15 protein-coding genes and 1 other RNA gene are annotated in these 16,041 nt (G+C 71.7%); 7 read left to right on the top strand and 9 right to left on the bottom strand.

All coding sequences use genetic code 11. The features are described from left to right. Positions 1-177 precede the first annotated feature (177 nt). The gene (locus NITAL_RS22215; RefSeq protein ID WP_052668494.1) at positions 178-996 is read left to right on the top strand and encodes an inositol monophosphatase family protein; all 819 of its coding nucleotides are present in this window, start codon (positions 178-180) and stop codon (positions 994-996) included. Positions 997-1,020: 24 nt separating this feature from the next. On the opposite strand, the gene NITAL_RS22210 is transcribed toward NITAL_RS22215, so the two are convergent. After that, positions 1,021-1,386, bottom strand: coding sequence for a DUF6508 domain-containing protein (locus NITAL_RS22210; protein WP_052668493.1), 366 nt, complete (start codon positions 1,384-1,386; stop codon positions 1,021-1,023). 358 nt (positions 1,387-1,744) lie between these two features. Here NITAL_RS22210 and NITAL_RS22205 point away from each other — a divergent pair, with 358 nt between their 5' ends. The 4 genes from NITAL_RS22205 (at position 1,745) to NITAL_RS22190 (ending at position 5,727) form a co-directional block, all read left to right on the top strand. Then, positions 1,745-2,635, top strand: a complete 891-nt coding sequence (locus NITAL_RS22205) for an ATP-binding cassette domain-containing protein (protein WP_083442293.1) — start codon at positions 1,745-1,747, stop codon at positions 2,633-2,635. Next, the gene (locus NITAL_RS22200) at positions 2,632-3,486 is read left to right on the top strand and encodes an ABC transporter permease (protein WP_052668491.1); all 855 of its coding nucleotides are present in this window, start codon (positions 2,632-2,634) and stop codon (positions 3,484-3,486) included. Before NITAL_RS22205 ends, NITAL_RS22200 begins: the two co-directional genes overlap by 4 nt. Positions 3,487-3,523: 37 nt before the next feature. Beyond that, positions 3,524-3,766: a helix-turn-helix transcriptional regulator gene (locus tag NITAL_RS22195; RefSeq protein ID WP_052668490.1), complete on the top strand. Its 243-nt coding sequence runs from the start codon at positions 3,524-3,526 to the stop codon at positions 3,764-3,766. Positions 3,767-3,939: 173 nt separating this feature from the next. Beyond that, positions 3,940-5,727: a hypothetical protein gene (locus NITAL_RS22190; protein ID WP_052668489.1), complete on the top strand. Its 1,788-nt coding sequence runs from the start codon at positions 3,940-3,942 to the stop codon at positions 5,725-5,727. 270 nt (positions 5,728-5,997) lie between these two features. Here NITAL_RS22190 and ssrA read toward each other — a convergent pair. The 6 genes from ssrA to prfB all read right to left on the bottom strand — a co-directional run bounded on the left by ssrA (position 5,998) and on the right by prfB (position 11,705). Further along, positions 5,998-6,356: a transfer-messenger RNA gene (gene ssrA, locus NITAL_RS26765) on the bottom strand. 199 nt (positions 6,357-6,555) lie between these two features. Then, entirely contained in the window at positions 6,556-7,050 is a 495-nt protein-coding gene (gene smpB, locus NITAL_RS22185; protein ID WP_052668488.1) for an SsrA-binding protein SmpB, read from the bottom strand. Between the two features lie 54 nt (positions 7,051-7,104). Then, positions 7,105-8,487, bottom strand: coding sequence for a murein hydrolase activator EnvC family protein (locus tag NITAL_RS22180; RefSeq protein WP_157042031.1), 1,383 nt, complete (start codon positions 8,485-8,487; stop codon positions 7,105-7,107). A 307-nt stretch (positions 8,488-8,794) separates the two neighbouring features. After that, a complete protein-coding gene (gene ftsX, locus NITAL_RS22175; protein ID WP_052668486.1) occupies positions 8,795-9,691 on the bottom strand; it encodes a permease-like cell division protein FtsX in 897 nt (298 codons plus the stop codon). Between the two features lie 12 nt (positions 9,692-9,703). Next, positions 9,704-10,402 carry a cell division ATP-binding protein FtsE gene (gene ftsE, locus NITAL_RS22170; protein ID WP_052668485.1) on the bottom strand — a complete coding sequence of 233 codons (699 nt, stop codon included), beginning with the start codon at positions 10,400-10,402 and terminating at the stop codon, positions 9,704-9,706. A 181-nt stretch (positions 10,403-10,583) separates the two neighbouring features. Continuing rightward, positions 10,584-11,705 (bottom strand): peptide chain release factor 2, encoded by a 1,122-nt coding sequence (gene prfB, locus NITAL_RS22165; protein WP_052668484.1) that lies wholly within the window; start codon positions 11,703-11,705, stop codon positions 10,584-10,586. 302 nt (positions 11,706-12,007) lie between these two features. Between prfB and add the strand changes: the two genes are divergently transcribed. Next, positions 12,008-13,024 carry an adenosine deaminase gene (gene add / locus NITAL_RS22160; protein WP_052668483.1) on the top strand — a complete coding sequence of 339 codons (1,017 nt, stop codon included), beginning with the start codon at positions 12,008-12,010 and terminating at the stop codon, positions 13,022-13,024. A 26-nt stretch (positions 13,025-13,050) separates the two neighbouring features. On the opposite strand, the gene NITAL_RS22155 is transcribed toward add, so the two are convergent. Next, positions 13,051-13,428 (bottom strand): antibiotic biosynthesis monooxygenase family protein, encoded by a 378-nt coding sequence (locus NITAL_RS22155; RefSeq protein WP_052668482.1) that lies wholly within the window; start codon positions 13,426-13,428, stop codon positions 13,051-13,053. 155 nt (positions 13,429-13,583) lie between these two features. On the opposite strand from NITAL_RS22155, the gene NITAL_RS22150 reads away from it, so the two are divergent. After that, on the top strand, positions 13,584-13,937 hold the full coding sequence (locus NITAL_RS22150; RefSeq protein ID WP_157042030.1) for a hypothetical protein: 354 nt from the start codon (positions 13,584-13,586) through the stop codon (positions 13,935-13,937). A 6-nt stretch (positions 13,938-13,943) separates the two neighbouring features. Here the strand turns inward: NITAL_RS22150 and tkt are convergent, their stop codons facing one another. Continuing rightward, positions 13,944-15,947 carry a transketolase gene (gene tkt, locus NITAL_RS22145; RefSeq protein ID WP_052668480.1) on the bottom strand — a complete coding sequence of 668 codons (2,004 nt, stop codon included), beginning with the start codon at positions 15,945-15,947 and terminating at the stop codon, positions 13,944-13,946. Positions 15,948-16,041 lie beyond the last annotated feature (94 nt).

The raw sequence follows: 16,041 nt of genomic DNA, 5'->3' as shown, positions 1-16,041 counted from the left end.
TCGCGGGGGTGCGGTGACCGCAGGGGTCATCGACGGTCGGGGAACCGACGACAGCGTAAGTTACGGATGCGTAGGTTGCACCCCCGTCCTCCAGGCGGCCACCCCTCCGCCCGGTGGGCGCGCGGACGCGGCCGCTACCGTGCGTCGGCCGCCGGAACCGAGCGACCGGGAACCCACGTGAACGCGCGCGCGCGCACCACCGCGACCCTCGCGCGGGCGCTGACGGTCCTCGATGGCGCGCTCGACCGGCTCGGACCGTCGCTGCTCGCCCAGACGGGTCGCCTCGACCCGGAGGCGAAGGGTGACGGGACGCCGGTCACGGCCGCCGACCACGAGGCCGACCGGTTGCTGACCAGCACCCTCGCCGAGGCCTTCCCCGACCACGGGATCGTGTCCGAGGAGCAGGACACCGTCGTACCCGGCACGGACTGGTGCTGGATCATCGACCCCATCGACGGGACCTCGAACTTCACGGCGGGCCTGCCCTACTGGTGCGTGTCGGTCGCGCTGGCACTCGAGGGCGAGGTCGTCCTCGGCGTGATCGATGCGCCGCCGCTGCAGGAGCGGTCGGTGGCGATCCGCGGCGAGGGGGCGACCCGGCGCGGACGGCGCCTGGCGGTCCGTCCACCGGTCGACTGGCGCGACGGCCGCAACCGGCACATCCCGGTCATGCTGACCACCGGGACCGCTCGCCGGGCCCGCGGGGCTGGCCTCCGGCTCAACCCGCGGGTCATGGGCGCGACCGCGCTCGACCTGGCGACGGTCGCCTCGGGGGTGGCTGCCGCATCCATCGCGATGATCCCGAAGGTGTGGGACATCGCGGCGGGATCGCTGCTGGTCACCGAGGCGGGCGGGGTGATCGAGACCCTGCACGGCGACCCGCTGCTGCCGCTGCGTCCAGGGGTCGACGAGGCCGACCGCTCCGCAGCGACCGCCGCGGGGCCGGACAGCGCCTACGTCCAGCGGCTGGCCGCCGGCCTGCTGCCCCCCACCTGACCTGACCCGGGGGCCGCCTGTCGGTCAGGCGTTCCCGGTCAGCTGCGCCGCGCGGCGGAGGATGGACGGCACCTCACCGTCGTCGATCATGGCCTTCAGGTGGCCGGCCACGAACCGATCGCGACGCACGTGTGCGACCAGCAACCGGCGGCACTCCTCCAGGGTCGCATCGGCGATGGCGTCCGGGTTCCCGCTCAGCTCACGGCCCCGACCCGTCATCCACGTCGGCCAGTCGAAGCTGGTGATCAGGCCGGACCGGTGCGACTCGCGCAGCAGGTCGCGCACGGCGTCCGGCTCAGCGCGCTCCAACGGTCCCGCCAGGGCGCAGACCGGCGCCCACCCCCCGATGTACCCGAGGTACCCCGTCCCTCCGGCGATGGTCTCGCTCACTGGCCACCCGACTCCCCACCCGGGTCGAGTCACCCGGGAGCTCGGTCGGATGGTGGCACAGCAACGGGCGGCCCCGACGGGACGTGTCGCTCTGAGCGCACACCACCCCCCTGATGGGTGACGCAACGTGCGCTCTCCGTCCAGATGCACTCGGCAGCAGCGCGGCTCCTGCCTGATGTAGTAGTCCTGCTACAGTGATAGTGGTCCTGCTACGGTCGTAGCAGGACCACTATCACCGCAGTCGCGACGACCCGGTACGCCTGCCCGGCGTCGGACAGGAGCCACCGTGCACGAGCCCGCGAACGACCCACGCCCGTCGACGGCTGGCGACCGGGTCATCGAGGTCCAGGACCTGCGGATGCGGTACGGGACCAACGACGTCCTGCGCGGGGTCGATCTCGACGTCGACCGCGGCGAGGTCATCGCACTGCTCGGCCCGAACGGCGCCGGTAAGACCACCACGATCGAGATCCTGGAGGGGTTCCGGCGCCGATCGGGGGGCGAGGTGCGCGTCCTCGGTCAGGACCCCATCGACGCCGACGAGGACTGGCGCGCCCGGATCGGGGTGGTGCTCCAGTCGTGGCGCGACCACGCCCGCTGGTCGCCACGGGCGCTGCTGGAACACCTCGGCGCCTACTACCGCGGGTACGCCACACCGGACCGTCCGCGGCCCTACGAGGTCGACGACCTGGTCGCTCTCGTCGGGATGGGCGACTTCGTCGACGCCCGCATCGGGACCCTGTCGGGCGGCCAACGCCGCCGGCTCGACGTGGCCGTCGGGATCCTCGGTCGGCCCGAGCTGCTGTTCCTCGACGAACCCACGGCCGGGCTCGACCCGCACGCGCGGCGCGAGTTCCACGAGCTCGTCCACCGCCTGTCAGACCTCGAGGGCGCGACCATCCTGCTGACCACCCACGACCTCGCCGAGGCCGAGAAGCTCTCGGACCGCATCCTGATCCTGGCCGGCGGCAAGATCGCGGCCGACGGCAGCCCGGATGCTCTGGCGCAGCGGATCGCGGCCGAGGCCGAGGTGCGGTGGACGCAGGACGGGCAACGGTTCGTGCACACCACGGCCGACCCCACCGCCTACGTCCGCGACCTGCTGACCGCCCACCGCACCGGCATCACCGACCTCGAGGTCCGTCGCGCGACCCTCGAGGACACCTACCTCGAGCTGGTCAGCCGCGAGGAACTCGGGACGGGCTCCGCGCCCGGCCAGGAGCCGACGCTCACGGAGGTGGACGCGTGAACCGCCGCACCCAGGCCGTCCGGATCGGCCTCGCACGGGGATGGACCGAGTTCCGCCTGAGCCTGCGCAGCCCCCAGGACCAGGCCTTCTACCTGGTGATGGCGACCGCGGTCGTGCTCTACCTGTGGTTCAACCGCGGGTCGGAGGTCGAGGGCACCTCGCTGCTGTTGCCGCAGGTCGCGATGCCGAGTCTGCTCGGAGGCCTCGTGATGTTCAGCGCCATCATCGGGCCGGCGGCGGCGCTGTCGGTCGAACGCCAGGACGGCACGCTGCTGCGCAGCAAGCTCGTGCCCCACGGGATGCTCGGCTACGTCAGCGGCCAGGTCCTGCTCCAGTCCGTCAGCGTGGTGCCGCTGCTGACCGTCGTGCTGGTACCGAGCTTCGTGCTGTTCGACGGCCTGATGCACCGCGGCATCGAGGGTTGGTTGACCCTGCTGTGGGTCGTGGGGCTCGGGCTGCTCGCCACGTTGCCGTTCGGGATCGTCATCGGGTCACTGGTCCCTGGCCCCGAGAAGCTCGGGACGTGGGGCATGCTGCCGATCATGGTGCTCAGCGCCATCTCGGGCATCTTCGTCCCGGTCCAGCAGCTGTGGGGGTGGGTCCAGCCGATCGCGCAGGCGTTCCCCATGTACTGGCTGGGGCTCGGGATGCGGTCGGCGTTCCTGCCCGAGTCGGCGGCCGCGATCGAGATCGGTGGCAGCTGGCGCCCGTTGGCCACGGTGTCGGTGCTGGTCGCCTGGGGTATCGCCGGCATGCTGGTCGCCCCGCCGGTGCTGCGCCGCATGGCACGCCGGCAGTCCGGTGCCCGCGTCGCCGAGGGCCGCGACCAGGCCCTCCAGATGATCCGCTGAACCCGCGAGGTCCCGCCACGGGCCGAGGAGGTCACCGTTGAGCGTCGACACCGTCCACAACCGCATCGGGCTGCTGCGTGCCGAACGCGGCGTCAGCCGGCGCGAGCTCGCCGATGCGCTCGGAGTCCACTACCAGACGGTCGGCTACCTCGAACGCGGCGAGTACGCCCCGAGCCTGCACCTGACGCTGCGGATCGCCCGGTTCTTCGACCTGCCCGTCGAGGTCATCTTCTCCCTCGACCCCTTCCCCCGCATCGGCCAGGACGAAGCCTCCGCCTGAGACCGCGACGCGGCTGGGTGTCTCGACCGGGGGGGTGGCGCCTGCCGCGCGCCGGCCGCTGCTGAGGAGGGGTCCCGCCCACCGGTGACGAAAACGACCCGCGACCACCTCAGCGCGGCCGATCCCCTGCCACCCCGCAGTTCGGGTCACCGGGCCAGACCCAGGGTCTTCGCATGCGCACCCGTCTGACGCTGCTCCTCACCCTCGTGCTCTCGCTGCTCGTCGTGGTGCCCGCCGCGACCGCCAGTCCCGCGGATCGGTGGTCCGGCCCGTACTTCGGGGAGGGGAACCTGCCCCCCGGTTGCGTCACGGACATGGACGTCAGCGACTGCTACCACATGCGTACGGGGCTCAACGCGCTGGACACCCCGAAGATCGACGTCCTCGTCGTGGTCCCCGTCTCGCCGTTCGCCGAACGTGACGCACGCATCCAGACCCAGGCGGTGGAGATGTGGGCCGGCGGGATCGACTTCCTGGCCCGCGAGATGGGCATGGACTGGCTGGCGGACACCGTCGAGTTCCGCATCGCGGTCAACCACATCGATCTGACCACCGGGGAAGGCACCGAGGACTTCTCCACCTACCCGCTGTGGGACCCCGAGATCGTCGTCATCTCCACCAACCCCGTCGGCGGCATCGGCATCGGCATCGACCCCCTGGACTTCTCCAGCCTGTTGCTCGAGTTCTTCGGCATCGAGGGCACCGGTGACGGCCCCTGCCACGGCATCGAGAACCCGTTCGAGCTCGCGCAGTGGCAGGCGCTGCCCGGCTTCGACGACCACCACGGGCAGGACACCGGCACCTACTACCAGGAGGACTGCGACGGGGCCGGCGGCAACATCTGCTTCGCGGTCAACGGGGCGATCGACCCCACCCCCGGCATGGACGTCGACTACGAGAACCCGCTCGTCAACCTCCCGTTCGGCCTGTTCAACCTGGTCGCCCACGAGGTCGGGCACTGCCTCACCCTCGGCCACGTGGGCGACGCGCTGGACCACACCAGCAGGACCGTCCCGACCTGGGACATCATGGCCTACACCGACGACCCGCCGGGCCGGACCAAGTGCGTCTCGACCCTGGACGTCGAGGTGTTCGCCACCCGGATGAGCGAGTACGTCGACACCACCGGCGACGGCACCATCGGCGAGGACAACATCCTGCTCGCCAACGACCAGGCCGGTGACATCGACCCGTCCGGCTTCGGAAACGCCTTCCACGTCCAGCACCCGCGCGACCACTGGTACGCGTCGGCCACGGGTGACCCGTGGGACTGCCCCCAGCCCGACCTCGGCGTGATCCCGGGAGAGCGGACGGCGTGGTCCCCCGAGCCCGCTCGCGCGGACCACGTCCTGACGATCACCTCGCCCGCGAACGGGACCACCGCCGACAGCACGTTCACCGTCACCGGCACGGCCGAGCGCCACGACGACGACGAGCCCACCTGGAACCCCCACACCTCCGGTGGCGACACGGCGACGTCCTCATCGACGAGCACCTCCGCGGACCTGATCGGGTCGGTGTCCACCGCCACCCTCGGCGTCCTGGCGTGGACGGAGGTCTTCTCCCCCTGGCTGAGCCCGAACCTGCTGGTCGCCGAGCACGCGACGACGAGCAAGGGCGGTGACGACGAGGGAACACCCGCGACCGAAGCGATCCTGGTCCACGCCGACGGTGCCTTCATCGGCAGCCAGGACGTCTGGACGCGTCGGTCGGCGGACACGTTCGCCGTCGAAGCGACGCTGGAGGCCGGGACCCACGAGCTCCGCATCGACTGGGAGGATCGCGGCCGCGTCATCGCCAGCGAGACGGTGACGATCACCGTCAGCGGCGACGGAGGCAACGGCGGGGACGGCGGGGACGGCGGGGACGGCGGGGACGGCGGCGACGCCACGCACCCGAACTGCAAGCCGCACCCGCGCACGGGCACGGTCCCACCCGGGCGGGACCGACGCTGCGGCTGACACGCAACCCGAGACGACCGAGACACGACGAGACCCCGCCTCTGAGAGGCGGGGTCTGCGTCTTCCGCAGGCGTCGATGCGCCTTGGATCCGTGAGATGAACCTGGATGAGACCCGTTCCGCGACACCCTTGCGGTGTCACGGCCGGTCGCCCATCCCCGCCGGTCGGCCCTTGGTGGCCTGGCCGGCGGTCGTCCATCGCACGAGCTGGGTGGGTCGCCATGCGATCGGCACGGCGCCCGAAGTCTGGTGGTTGTTGCCGGGGTGTGACTGGTGGAGCTGCCGGGAGTCGAACCCGGGTCCCGCGGTCCCGCAGCTGTGAGCTCTACGTGCGTAGGTCGTGGATCATCTCGGGCACGGTGCTCCTCGACCAGACAGCTTCCGTGACCCACACCGTCTCAGGTGTCCCCGCTGCGCTCGACGGTCGAAGTCAGCGGGTGGAGCTCGGTGATGTCGATCCGCACCCCTTACCGAGCATCGGAGGGGGATCGTCGCAGGTGTTTAAGCTGCGAGAGCCAGATCATCGTTGGCATCTAGAGTTCCTGGCGCAGGATTAACGAGGTCGCGTCAGGCACCCTCGGCACGCTCTCACGACCACGGACTGACCACGGTCGAGACCATGTCAGCCCCGTGTCGGGCTTGCATCGACGCTCTGCAGTTCTCAAGGATCCCGGCCTCGCCGGGCCTGGCATCGTACGCCACCGTGTCAAGGGGTGGCCTCGACGGGGTGTCCGTTCGGGGACCATCGACCGAACACCTGGCCACGCAAGCCGCACCGTGCACGCGTGCCACAGGGCCGGAGGTCACACGGCGGCGTCACGACCGCCCGTCAGCGGCGGCCGCGTTCCTTCAGGGCCCGCTCGATGTCGCGCTTGGCGTCCTTCTTGGCGGCAGCCTGCCGCTTGTCGGCCACGTTCTTGCCGCGGCCGACCGCGAACTCGAGCTTGGCCCGCCCCTCCTTGAAGTACAGCTTGGTCGGCACCAGCGTCACGCCCTGGGCCCCCACCTCGTGGGCGAGGCGGTCGATCTCGGTGCGGTGCAGCAGGAGCTTGCGCGGCCGGACCGGATCGTGGTTGTTGCGGTTGCCGAACTCGTACTCGGGGATGTGGGCCTGCATCAGCCAGGCCTCGCCGTCGCCGTCGATCTTGACCCACGCCTCGGCGAGCGAGCCCTTCCCACCGCGCAGCGTCTTGACCTCCGTGCCCTGCAGCACGAGGCCAGCCTCGAAGCGGTCGTCGAGGAAGTAGTCGAACGAGGCACGCCGGTTCTGGGCCGCGATCTTGATGCCGCCGCCGTCGCTGCCCTGCTTGCGTGGTTTCGCCATAGCTGACGATGCTACCGACCGCGCCGCTGCGGCCGGGACGCGACCGCCCCCCGGTCAGCAACCGATGTACGGGCACGGATCGACCTTGACCCCCGCCTTCCACAGCTCGAAGTGCAGGTGCGGACCGGTGGAGTTGCCCGTCGAGCCCTCGTAGCCGATCACCTGGCCGGCCCCGACCGAGGTACCGCGGGCCACGGCGGTGCTCGACATGTGGGCGTAGAGGGAGAAGTCCCCGTCGAGGTGGTCGATCACCAGACAGACGCCGTACCCGCCACCGCACTGGATGGGTGACACGACGCCGGCACGGCTGGCGAGGATCGGTGGGTTCGCCCCCATCACGCGGGTGCAGGCGATGTCGACGCCCATGTGGTTGCGCGAGCCGCCGACGATGTCGCGCGAGCCGTAGTACGAGGTCACCCGCCGGCAGGAGTTCGGCCAGCCCCAGTCGCCGGTGCCGGACGGCGGTGGCGGCGACGTCGACGGCGGTGCGGGCGTGCCGCCCTCCTCCGGGGCGTCCGCGCCGTCCTCCTGCTCGCGGGCGGCCTCCTCACGCTGGCGGGCGGCCTCCTCGCGCTGGCGGGCCTCGTCGCGCAGGCGCGCCTCTTCACGCTGCCGGGCCTCCTCGGCGCGCTGCCGGGCGAGCTCCTCGATCTGCTGCTGGATGCCGGCCGCCTCGCGCTCGATGCCCGCGAGGTGGTCCTCGATGGCGCGCCGGTCGTTCTCGATCGCCTCGAGCGCGGCGTTGCGCTCCTCGCGCTGCGCCTCGACCTCGGCCGTCAGCTCGCGCTGTTCGGCGACCCGGCGGGCCACCTCCTCGGCCTGGCCGTCAGCCTCGCGGGCCTCACGTTCGGCGGCGACCCGCAGCTGGGCGGCCGTGCCGCGCTGCCGCTGGACGGTGGCGACCAGGTCCTGGACGTCGGCGACGATGCGCCGGTCAGCGTCCAGCACCGCCGTGAGGAAGGGGGCCGTCACCAGGGCTACGGTGATGTCCTCGGAGGCGAGCAGCTGCCCGACGAGGGCCGCCTCGGTCGACACCGCACCCCGTTTGAAGGCGCCCGCCACCCGGGCATCGAACCGTCCGCGGACCTCGTCGAGCTCAGCCTCGGTCTCGACCAGCTCCGCCTCGATGGCGGCCAGCTCGGTGCGCAGTCGGCGGGCCTCCGACCGGGCACGGTCACGCTTCTCGGTCGCGATCTCCAGGGCACGCTCGACGGCCTCGAGCTCGGCCGTCGCGGACGCGAAACGACGCTCGGCCTCGTCCAGCCGGGCGCGGGCGTCGCCCTCGGCGGCCTTGGCCTCGGCCAGCTGCTCCGCGGTCTGGGAGCGCTCGGTCGCGGACTCGTCGAGGCGTTCCTCGAGCGTGGTCTGCGCGGACGCGCTCGACGACAGCAGCGCCAGGCAGCCGATCGCCACCACCACCCGGGACCAACGACGCACGCGCCACCTTCTCCGTCAGCCGGCCGAGGCCGGACGTGGGCTGGGTGACGCACATCACCCTCGACGGTACCCCTGCCACATCCTGCCACAAACGAGTACGTCCACAACAGCAGTCACACAGGTCACCTCCCGTGACATCGACGCGCAGCCGCCCCGGCTCCACCCGAGGCGCGAACAGCGCACACCGCTGCGCCCCCGCCGGAGCGGGGGCGCAGGGACCACCGGGCACGCCCGGTGTCAGACGTCATCGCCGGTGGCGCGGACCGAGTCCCCCCAGGGATCGAGGGAGCACGCACGGCCTCAGGTGTCAGACGTCCAGGAAGCGGCGGAGGGCGATCAGGGAGGCGACGGCTGCGATGCCCACACCGACCAGCAGCATCCACGGTGCGATGGCGATGACCGCGCTGCTGCCGATGAACGGCACCAGCGAGACCTGCTCGCGCAGGTTGGCGGCCACCCGCGGCACCGAGAGCATCAACAGGCCCCAGGCGAGGACCGCACCGAGCGCGCCGGCGAACATCCCCTCGAACAGGAACGGCAGCCGCACGTACCAGTTGGACGCACCGACCAGCTTCATGATGGAGGTCTGCTCGCGCCGGGCGAACGCCGCCACGCGGATGGTGTTGGCGATCAGGACGCCGGCGGCGACCAGCTGGATGCCGGCCACGATGAAGGCGGCGCGACGCACGACGTCGATGAAGCGCAGCAGGTCGTCGAGCAGCTCCTGCTGGTCGACGATGTCCTCGACGCCCGGGTAGGCCTCGAACTGTTGCGCGATGACATCGAACTCGCTGGGGTCCTCGAGCTTGACCCGGAAGGAGGCCGGCAACGAGTCCGGTTCGACGACGTCGCGCACGTCCGCATCGTCCTTGAACATCTCGCGGAAGCGCTCGTAGGCGTCGGCCTGCGACTCGAAGAAGACCTGCTCGACGATCGGCTGGGCATCGAGGTCGTCGAGGAGCTGCTGGCGCTGCTCCTCGGTGATGTCGACGCCACAGGAGCGCTCGTTGCACAGGAAGATGGAGACCTCGACCTTGTCCATCCAGTCGTCGGTGGCGAGGGTCACCTGCTGCGAGAGCAGCAACGAGGCTCCCAGCAGCGTCAGCGACACCGTGACCGAGAGGATGACCGCGAAGGTCATCAGCAGGTTGCGGCGCAGGCCGACGAGGGCCTCACCGAGGATGTAGCGCCAACGTGCGGACAAGGAGGGCTCCTGTCAGCCGGCGTAGCCGTAGACACCGCGGGACTGGTCGCGGACGACGACGCCGTTCTCGAGTTCGACCACGCGGCGGCGCATCGAGTCGACGATGTGCTGGTCGTGGGTCGCCATCACGACGGTGGCGCCCGTGCGGTTGATGCGGTCGAGCAGCTTCATGATCCCGACCGAGGTGGACGGGTCGAGGTTCCCGGTGGGCTCGTCGCACAGCAGGATGCGGGGGTGGTTGACGAAGGCACGAGCGACCGAGACGCGCTGCTGCTGACCGCCGGACAGCTCGTGCGGCTGCGCGTGCGCCTTCTCCTGGAGACCGACGAGCTCGAGCACCTCGGGGACGCGCTGGTCGATCTCGCGGCGCGCCTTGCCGATGACCTCGAGCGCGAACGCGACGTTCTCGTACACGGTCTTGTTGGGCAGGAGCTTGAAGTCCTGGAAGACGTAACCGATCTCGCGGCGGAGCATCGGCACCTTCCAGGAGCGGAGGCTGGCGAGGTTCTTGCCGGCGACCCACAGCTCACCGGAGTCCGGGAGCTGCTCGCGCGTGAGCAGCTTCATGAAGGTCGACTTGCCGGACCCCGACGGGCCGACGACGAAGACGAACTCGCCCTTGCCGACCTCGAGGCTGAGGTCCTTGAGCGCGACGACCTCGCCCTCCTCGCCCCGCTTGTAGGTCTTGGTGACGTTCTGGAGCGTGATCACCCGGTGGTCCCTGACGTCGGCGCCTGCGCAAGGGGTGACGCGCGGTAGGCGGTGAGGGCGTACGGGAAGGGGCCGCGCGAGCGCGCGGCCGTGACGACCGTCGAGGGTAGCGAGCGACCCCGCCGGCATCATGCAGCGGCGCACCTGGACGGACGGGGGAACCCGCTGCCCGGTGGACGGGTCAGTCGTCGCTCTCGGCGGCCACGCGGACCCTGCGCCGCAGCTCGGACTCGAGCAGCGCATCGATGTCACCGTCGAGGACGGCCGAGACGTTGCCGGTCTCGAACTCCGAGCGCAGGTCCTTGACCATCTGGTAGGGGTGCAGGACGTAGGAGCGGATCTGTGACCCGAACCCGACGTTCTGCTTGCCGCCCCGGATGTCGTCGAGCTCCTCGGCTCGCTTCTGCCGCTCGAACTCGGCGAGCTTGGCCTTCAGCACGCGCAGCGCTGCCGCCTTGTTCTGGTGCTGGGACTTCTCGTTCTGGCAGCTGACCACCACCCCGGTCGGGAGGTGGGTCAGGCGGACGGCCGAGTCGGTGGTGTTGACGCTCTGCCCGCCGGGACCCGAGGAGCGGTAGACGTCGACGCGGATCTCCTCGTCGGGGACGTCGATCTCCTCGTCGAGTTCGGGCAGCATCGGGACCACGTCGACCAGCGCGAACGAGGTCTGTCGGCGCGCCTGCGAGTCGAAGGGGCTGATGCGCACCAGGCGGTGCACGCCGTGTTCGGCGTTGAGGTAGCCGTAGGCGTCGGGTCCCTTGACCTCGAAGGTCGCCGACTTCAGGCCCGCTTCCTCGCCGTAGGAGGTGTCGTAGACGTCGACGGCGTACCCGTGGTTCTCGGCCCACCGGGTGTACATCCGCAGCAGCATCTGGGTCCAGTCCATCGCGTCGACCCCACCCTCGCCGGCGTGGACCGAGACGATGGCGTCGGCGTTGTCGTGCTCACCCGACAGCAGCGTGGCCAGCTCGTAGCGGTCCAGGTCAGCGGCCATGGCGGCCAGCCCGGCAGCCACCTCGGCGGACGAGGAGTCGTCGTCCTCCTCCTGGGCGAGCTGTTCGAGCACCTCGAGGTCGTCGATGCGTTCGGTCAGGCCGGCCAGACGGGCGACCTCCTGCTCGATCGCCGCCAGCTCGGTGGTGACGCTGCGGGCGCGGTCGGGGTCGTCCCAGAGGTCGGGCTGGCCGGCGAGGTCCTGGAGCTCCTCGAGGCGCAGACGCTTGCCGTCGAGGTCGAGGTCGTGGACGAGCTGGGCCACGCGGCGGCGCGCACCCGCGAGCTCGTCGGCGTGGCTGTCGGGCATCGGATGGTCCTCGGGTCGCGAGCAGGCGCGCGAACAGCGCGGGGGCGACCGACGATGCTACCGGCGGGAGCGAGGTCCTCCCCGAACACGAAGCGAGGCGGGACGGACGCGTTCCCCTCCGAACACGTCCGTCCCGCCGAGCCGCACCGGACCGGACTCGGGGCGACACCTGAAGGGTTCGCGGACCGGACGTCCGGCCCCTGCCGGGCGCCTGCCGCAGCCGCGCTGTCGCGCGCAGCACGCACGAACTCGTGCGGGTCCGGCGCTAGCCTCCGCCGGTCCACCCGCTGAAAGCGCCGCCCGTGCCCGTCGACCCCTACCTCGCCGCCCTCCCGAAGGTCGAACTGCACGTCCACCTCGAAGGGTCGGTCGACGCGGCGACGGCGAGCGCCCTCGCCGAGGCGCACGGCGAGGACCCGGCCGCCGTGCTCGAGCTGGAGCACGGCGCCTACCCGCGCCGGTTCCGTGACTTCGACCACTTCGTGGCGACCTTCCTCGCCACCAGCGGTCTGGTCCGTACCCCCGACGACCTCGCCACGATCGCCGCGGCGTTCGCCCGCGGTCAGGCCGCCCAGCAGGTGCGCTGGACCGAGGTGACCTTCACCGCGCTGACGTTGGTGCGCCAGGGCATGGAGCCGCGCGCCATGTTCCAGGCGGTGGCCGACGGGTTCGCCGAGGTGCCCGACACGCAGGTGGGGCTCATCATCGACAGCATCCGCAACCTGGGCGTCGACGCGTCGCACGAGACGCTGGCGCTGGTGGAGACCTACGGGGACGAGGCGCCGATCGTGGGGCTCGGGCTCACGGGCATCGAGGGTTCGGTGGACGAGCGCGACTTCGCTCACCTGCGGACGGCCGCCGACCGTCTCGGGCTCGGGCTCGCCGTCCACGCCGGCGAGACCGGTTCACCCGACAACGTGCGCGCTGCCCTCGACGACCTCGGCGCCGATCGCATCGGCCACGGCATCGCGGCGGTCCGGGACGCCGACCTGCTCGCCCGGCTCGTGCGGGACGCCACACCCCTCGAGATCTGTCCGTCTTCGAACGTCACGCTGTCGCTGGTCGACGACCTCGACGCCCACCCGCTGCCCGAGCTGTGGGCCGCCGGCGCGAACGTCACCATCAACAGCGACGACCCGCCGTTCTTCAGCACGACGCTGACCGCCGAACTCGACCACGCGCGGCGGCTGTGCGCGCTGGAACGGCGCGACCTCGCCGAGCTGCAGCGCCGCGCGATCCGGGCCTCGTTCGCGCCGGAGGCCCTGCAGCGCGACATCCTCGCCCGGATCGACGCGTGGGCGGTCGGCTCCAGCCTCTGACCGAGCCTGCGACCGGTCGCGGCGGGTCAGGCTTTGGTGGCCGAGGTCACCACGTCGAAGCTCCACAGCTGCGAGCCCGTCGCGGCCGGTCCGCCGCCCGGTGCGCCGCCGGGGTGCCCGCCACCCGGCTGCTCGCCGGCCGGAGGACCGCCAGCCGGGGGACCACCGGCCTGGGCGTGGCCCTTCTGGAAGGCCTGGCTCGACATCCACGCCTCGAACGCCTCGTGGTCGCGCCACCGGGTCACGACGAGGTAGCGGTCGGTGCCGTCGGTGGGCCGCAGCAGCTCGAACGACTCGAAGCCGTCGACCTTCTCGACCTCACCCGCACGGGCGGCGAAGCGCTGCTCGAGCACCTCGGCGCGAGCCGGGGGGACCTCCAGGACGTTGATCCGAACGACGGACACGGGAGCGCTCCTCGGTGGGCTGCTCGGGCGACGGACCCGACAGCGTAGGGCGTCGGCGCCCTACCCTCGCCGGCCAGCCCTTCGGCGCCGGGACGTTCCGAGGCCCGCCCAGCGAGAGGACGACGATGGGAGCACGTGGTGGCACCGACGACGCGGTGAAGCGTCAACGGCGGGCGTTCGCCGCGCTGCCCTTCGCCCAGCGCCGCGCGGTGGTCCGTGCCGTCAGCCGCGGGCGGGCGGTCGAGGACCGCAAGCTCGCGGTGCACGCGGTGGTGGTCGCGCGCCGCCAGCAGCGGCTGTGGCGCTGGCTGTGGCTCACCGGCCCGCTGATCGGGCTCACGCAGCTGAACCTCGGCTGGGAGGGCGCGCTGGTCGCCGCGTTGATCTCGACGGTGACGATGGCCCTGCTCGCCCGGTTCTGGCTCGTCCGTGCACAGCGCGCGGAGGCCAGCAACCTCGAACTGGTCCCGAAGCGTCAGCGGGGCGACCTGCAGCAGCCGCCCCGCTGACCGACGTCAGCCGCGGACGCGAGCCAGGACCTCGCGGGCCACGTCGGCGACGTGCTCGGGGGTGAAGCCGAACAGGTCGAACAGCTTCTCGGCCGGGGCGGAGGCGCCGAAGCGCTCCATGCCGACGATCGCGCCGGCGTCGCCGGTGAACCGTTCCCAGCCGAACGGCGTGCCGGCCTCGACCGCCACGCGGGCCCGCACCGCCGGCGGCAGCACCGCGTCACGATCGGTCTGGTCCAGCGCCGCGAAGCGCTCCCAGCTCGGGACCGACACGACGCGCACGCCGGTCCCCTCGGACGCCAGGATCTCGGCGGCGGCGACGCACAACTGCACCTCGGAGCCCGTCCCGAGCAGCACCACGTCCGGGTCAGCGCCGTCCTCGACCCCGAGCTCGCGCAGGACGTAGGCGCCACGGTCCACGGCGTCGGCGGGCTTGTCGCCGAGCGGGGGCAGCCCCTGGCGGGTCAGCGCGATGACCGACGGCCCGTCGGTCTCGATGGCGATCCGCCACGCGGCGGCGACCTCGTCACCGTCGGCGGGACGGAACACCTGCAGGCCTGGGATGGCCCGCAGAGCCGCCAGGTGCTCGATCGGCTGGTGGGTCGGGCCGTCCTCGCCGAGGCCGATGGAGTCGTGGGTCATCACGTAGACGACCTTGGTCCCCATCAGCGCCGACAGGCGGATCGCCGGCCGGCAGTAGTCGGTGAAGATCAGGAACGTGGCCACGTAGGGCAGGACGCCACCGAACAGGGCCATGCCGTTGGCCATCGACGCCATCGCGTGCTCACGGACCCCGAAGCGCAGGTTGCGACCGAGCCGGTCGTCGGCCGAGAAGTCACCCGCCCCCTCGATGTCGGTGTTGTTCGACGCGGCCAGATCCGCCGAGCCGCCGAGCAGCTCCGGCAGGACCGGCGCCAGGGCGTTGATCACCCCGCCCGAGTGCTGGCGCGTCGCCGCCTTCTGGTCCAGGGTCGGCAGCGCATCGGTCCAGCCAGCCGGCAGCTCGCCACGGATCACCCGTCGTTCGAACTCCGCCGCGAGGTCGGGGTGGGCGTCGCGGTAGGCGGCCAGGCGGGCGTCCCAGTCCGCGTGCAGCTGCGCCCCACGTTCACGGGCGTCGAGGTGGTCACGGACGTCGCCCGGGACGGTGAACGGCTCGTCGTGGGGCCAGCCGAGCGCCGCCTTCGTGGCGACGATCTCGTCGGGACCGAGGGGCGCGCCGTGGGACTTCGAGGTCCCCGCCTTGTTCGGCGATCCGTGCCCGATGACCGTGCGCACCGCGATCAGCGACGGCCGCGGGTCGGCGTCGGCCTCGGCGATCGCCGCGCGGACCGCGTCGACGTCGGTGACGTCGGCCACCCGCGCGGTGTGCCACCCGTAGGCGTCGAAGCGGGCCAGGACGTCCTCGCCGAACGCCAGATCGGTGGACCCGTCGATGGTGATCTCGTTGTCGTCCCAGAGGTAGGTGATGCGACCGAGACGCAGCTGCCCCGCGAGCGAGGCCGCCTCGGAGGCCACCCCCTCCATCAGGTCCCCGTCGGAGACGATGCCGTAGACGCGGCTCTGGACGAGGTCGGACCCGTCGCGGTCGAACTCGGCGGCCAGGCGCTCGGCCGCCAGGGCCATCCCCACCCCGTTGGCGAAGCCCTGACCGAGCGGGCCGGTCGTGGTCTCGACCCCGTCGAGCAGGAAGTTCTCGGGGTGCCCGGCCGTCACCGACTCGAGCTGGCGGAACAGCTTCAGATCGTCCAGGGTCGGACGCGCGTAGCCCGCCAGGTGCAGCGCCCCGTACAGGAGCATCGAGCCGTGGCCGGCCGACAGCACGAACCGGTCGCGACCGGCCCAGTGCGGGTCGGCGGGATCGTGGCGCAGGACCTCGCGGAACAGCACGTACGCGAGCGGGGCGCACCCCATCGGCATGCCCGGGTGGCCGGAGTTGGCCTGCTGGACCGCATCCATCGCGAGGGTGCGGTAGGTGTCGATGGCGCGCTGTTCGAGCTCGGTGACCACGGGAGGACGCTCCGTCGGGAGGGGGTACGCACGCGAGGGAACCTGCGGCGCGGAGGGTGGGCTCGCCGGACCGGACGCCAGCGAGGCTCGGATG

Source organism: Nitriliruptor alkaliphilus DSM 45188 (assembly GCF_000969705.1).
Classification (GTDB): Bacteria; Actinomycetota; Nitriliruptoria; order Nitriliruptorales; family Nitriliruptoraceae; genus Nitriliruptor; species Nitriliruptor alkaliphilus.
Note: the sequence above shows the minus strand (reverse complement) of the source record. Positions and strands in the feature narration are given on the sequence as shown.

Excerpts from the sequence above, each read along its gene's own strand:
- NITAL_RS22205 (WP_083442293.1), top strand. The coding sequence starts at position 1,745 with ATGCGGTACGGGACCAACGACGTCCTGCGCGGGGTCGATCTCGACGTC.
- NITAL_RS22190 (WP_052668489.1), top strand. The coding sequence starts at position 3,940 with ATGCGCACCCGTCTGACGCTGCTCCTCACCCTCGTGCTCTCGCTGCTC.
- smpB (WP_052668488.1), bottom strand. The coding sequence starts at position 7,050 with ATGGCGAAACCACGCAAGCAGGGCAGCGACGGCGGCGGCATCAAGATC.
- prfB (WP_052668484.1), bottom strand. The coding sequence starts at position 11,705 with ATGCCCGACAGCCACGCCGACGAGCTCGCGGGTGCGCGCCGCCGCGTG.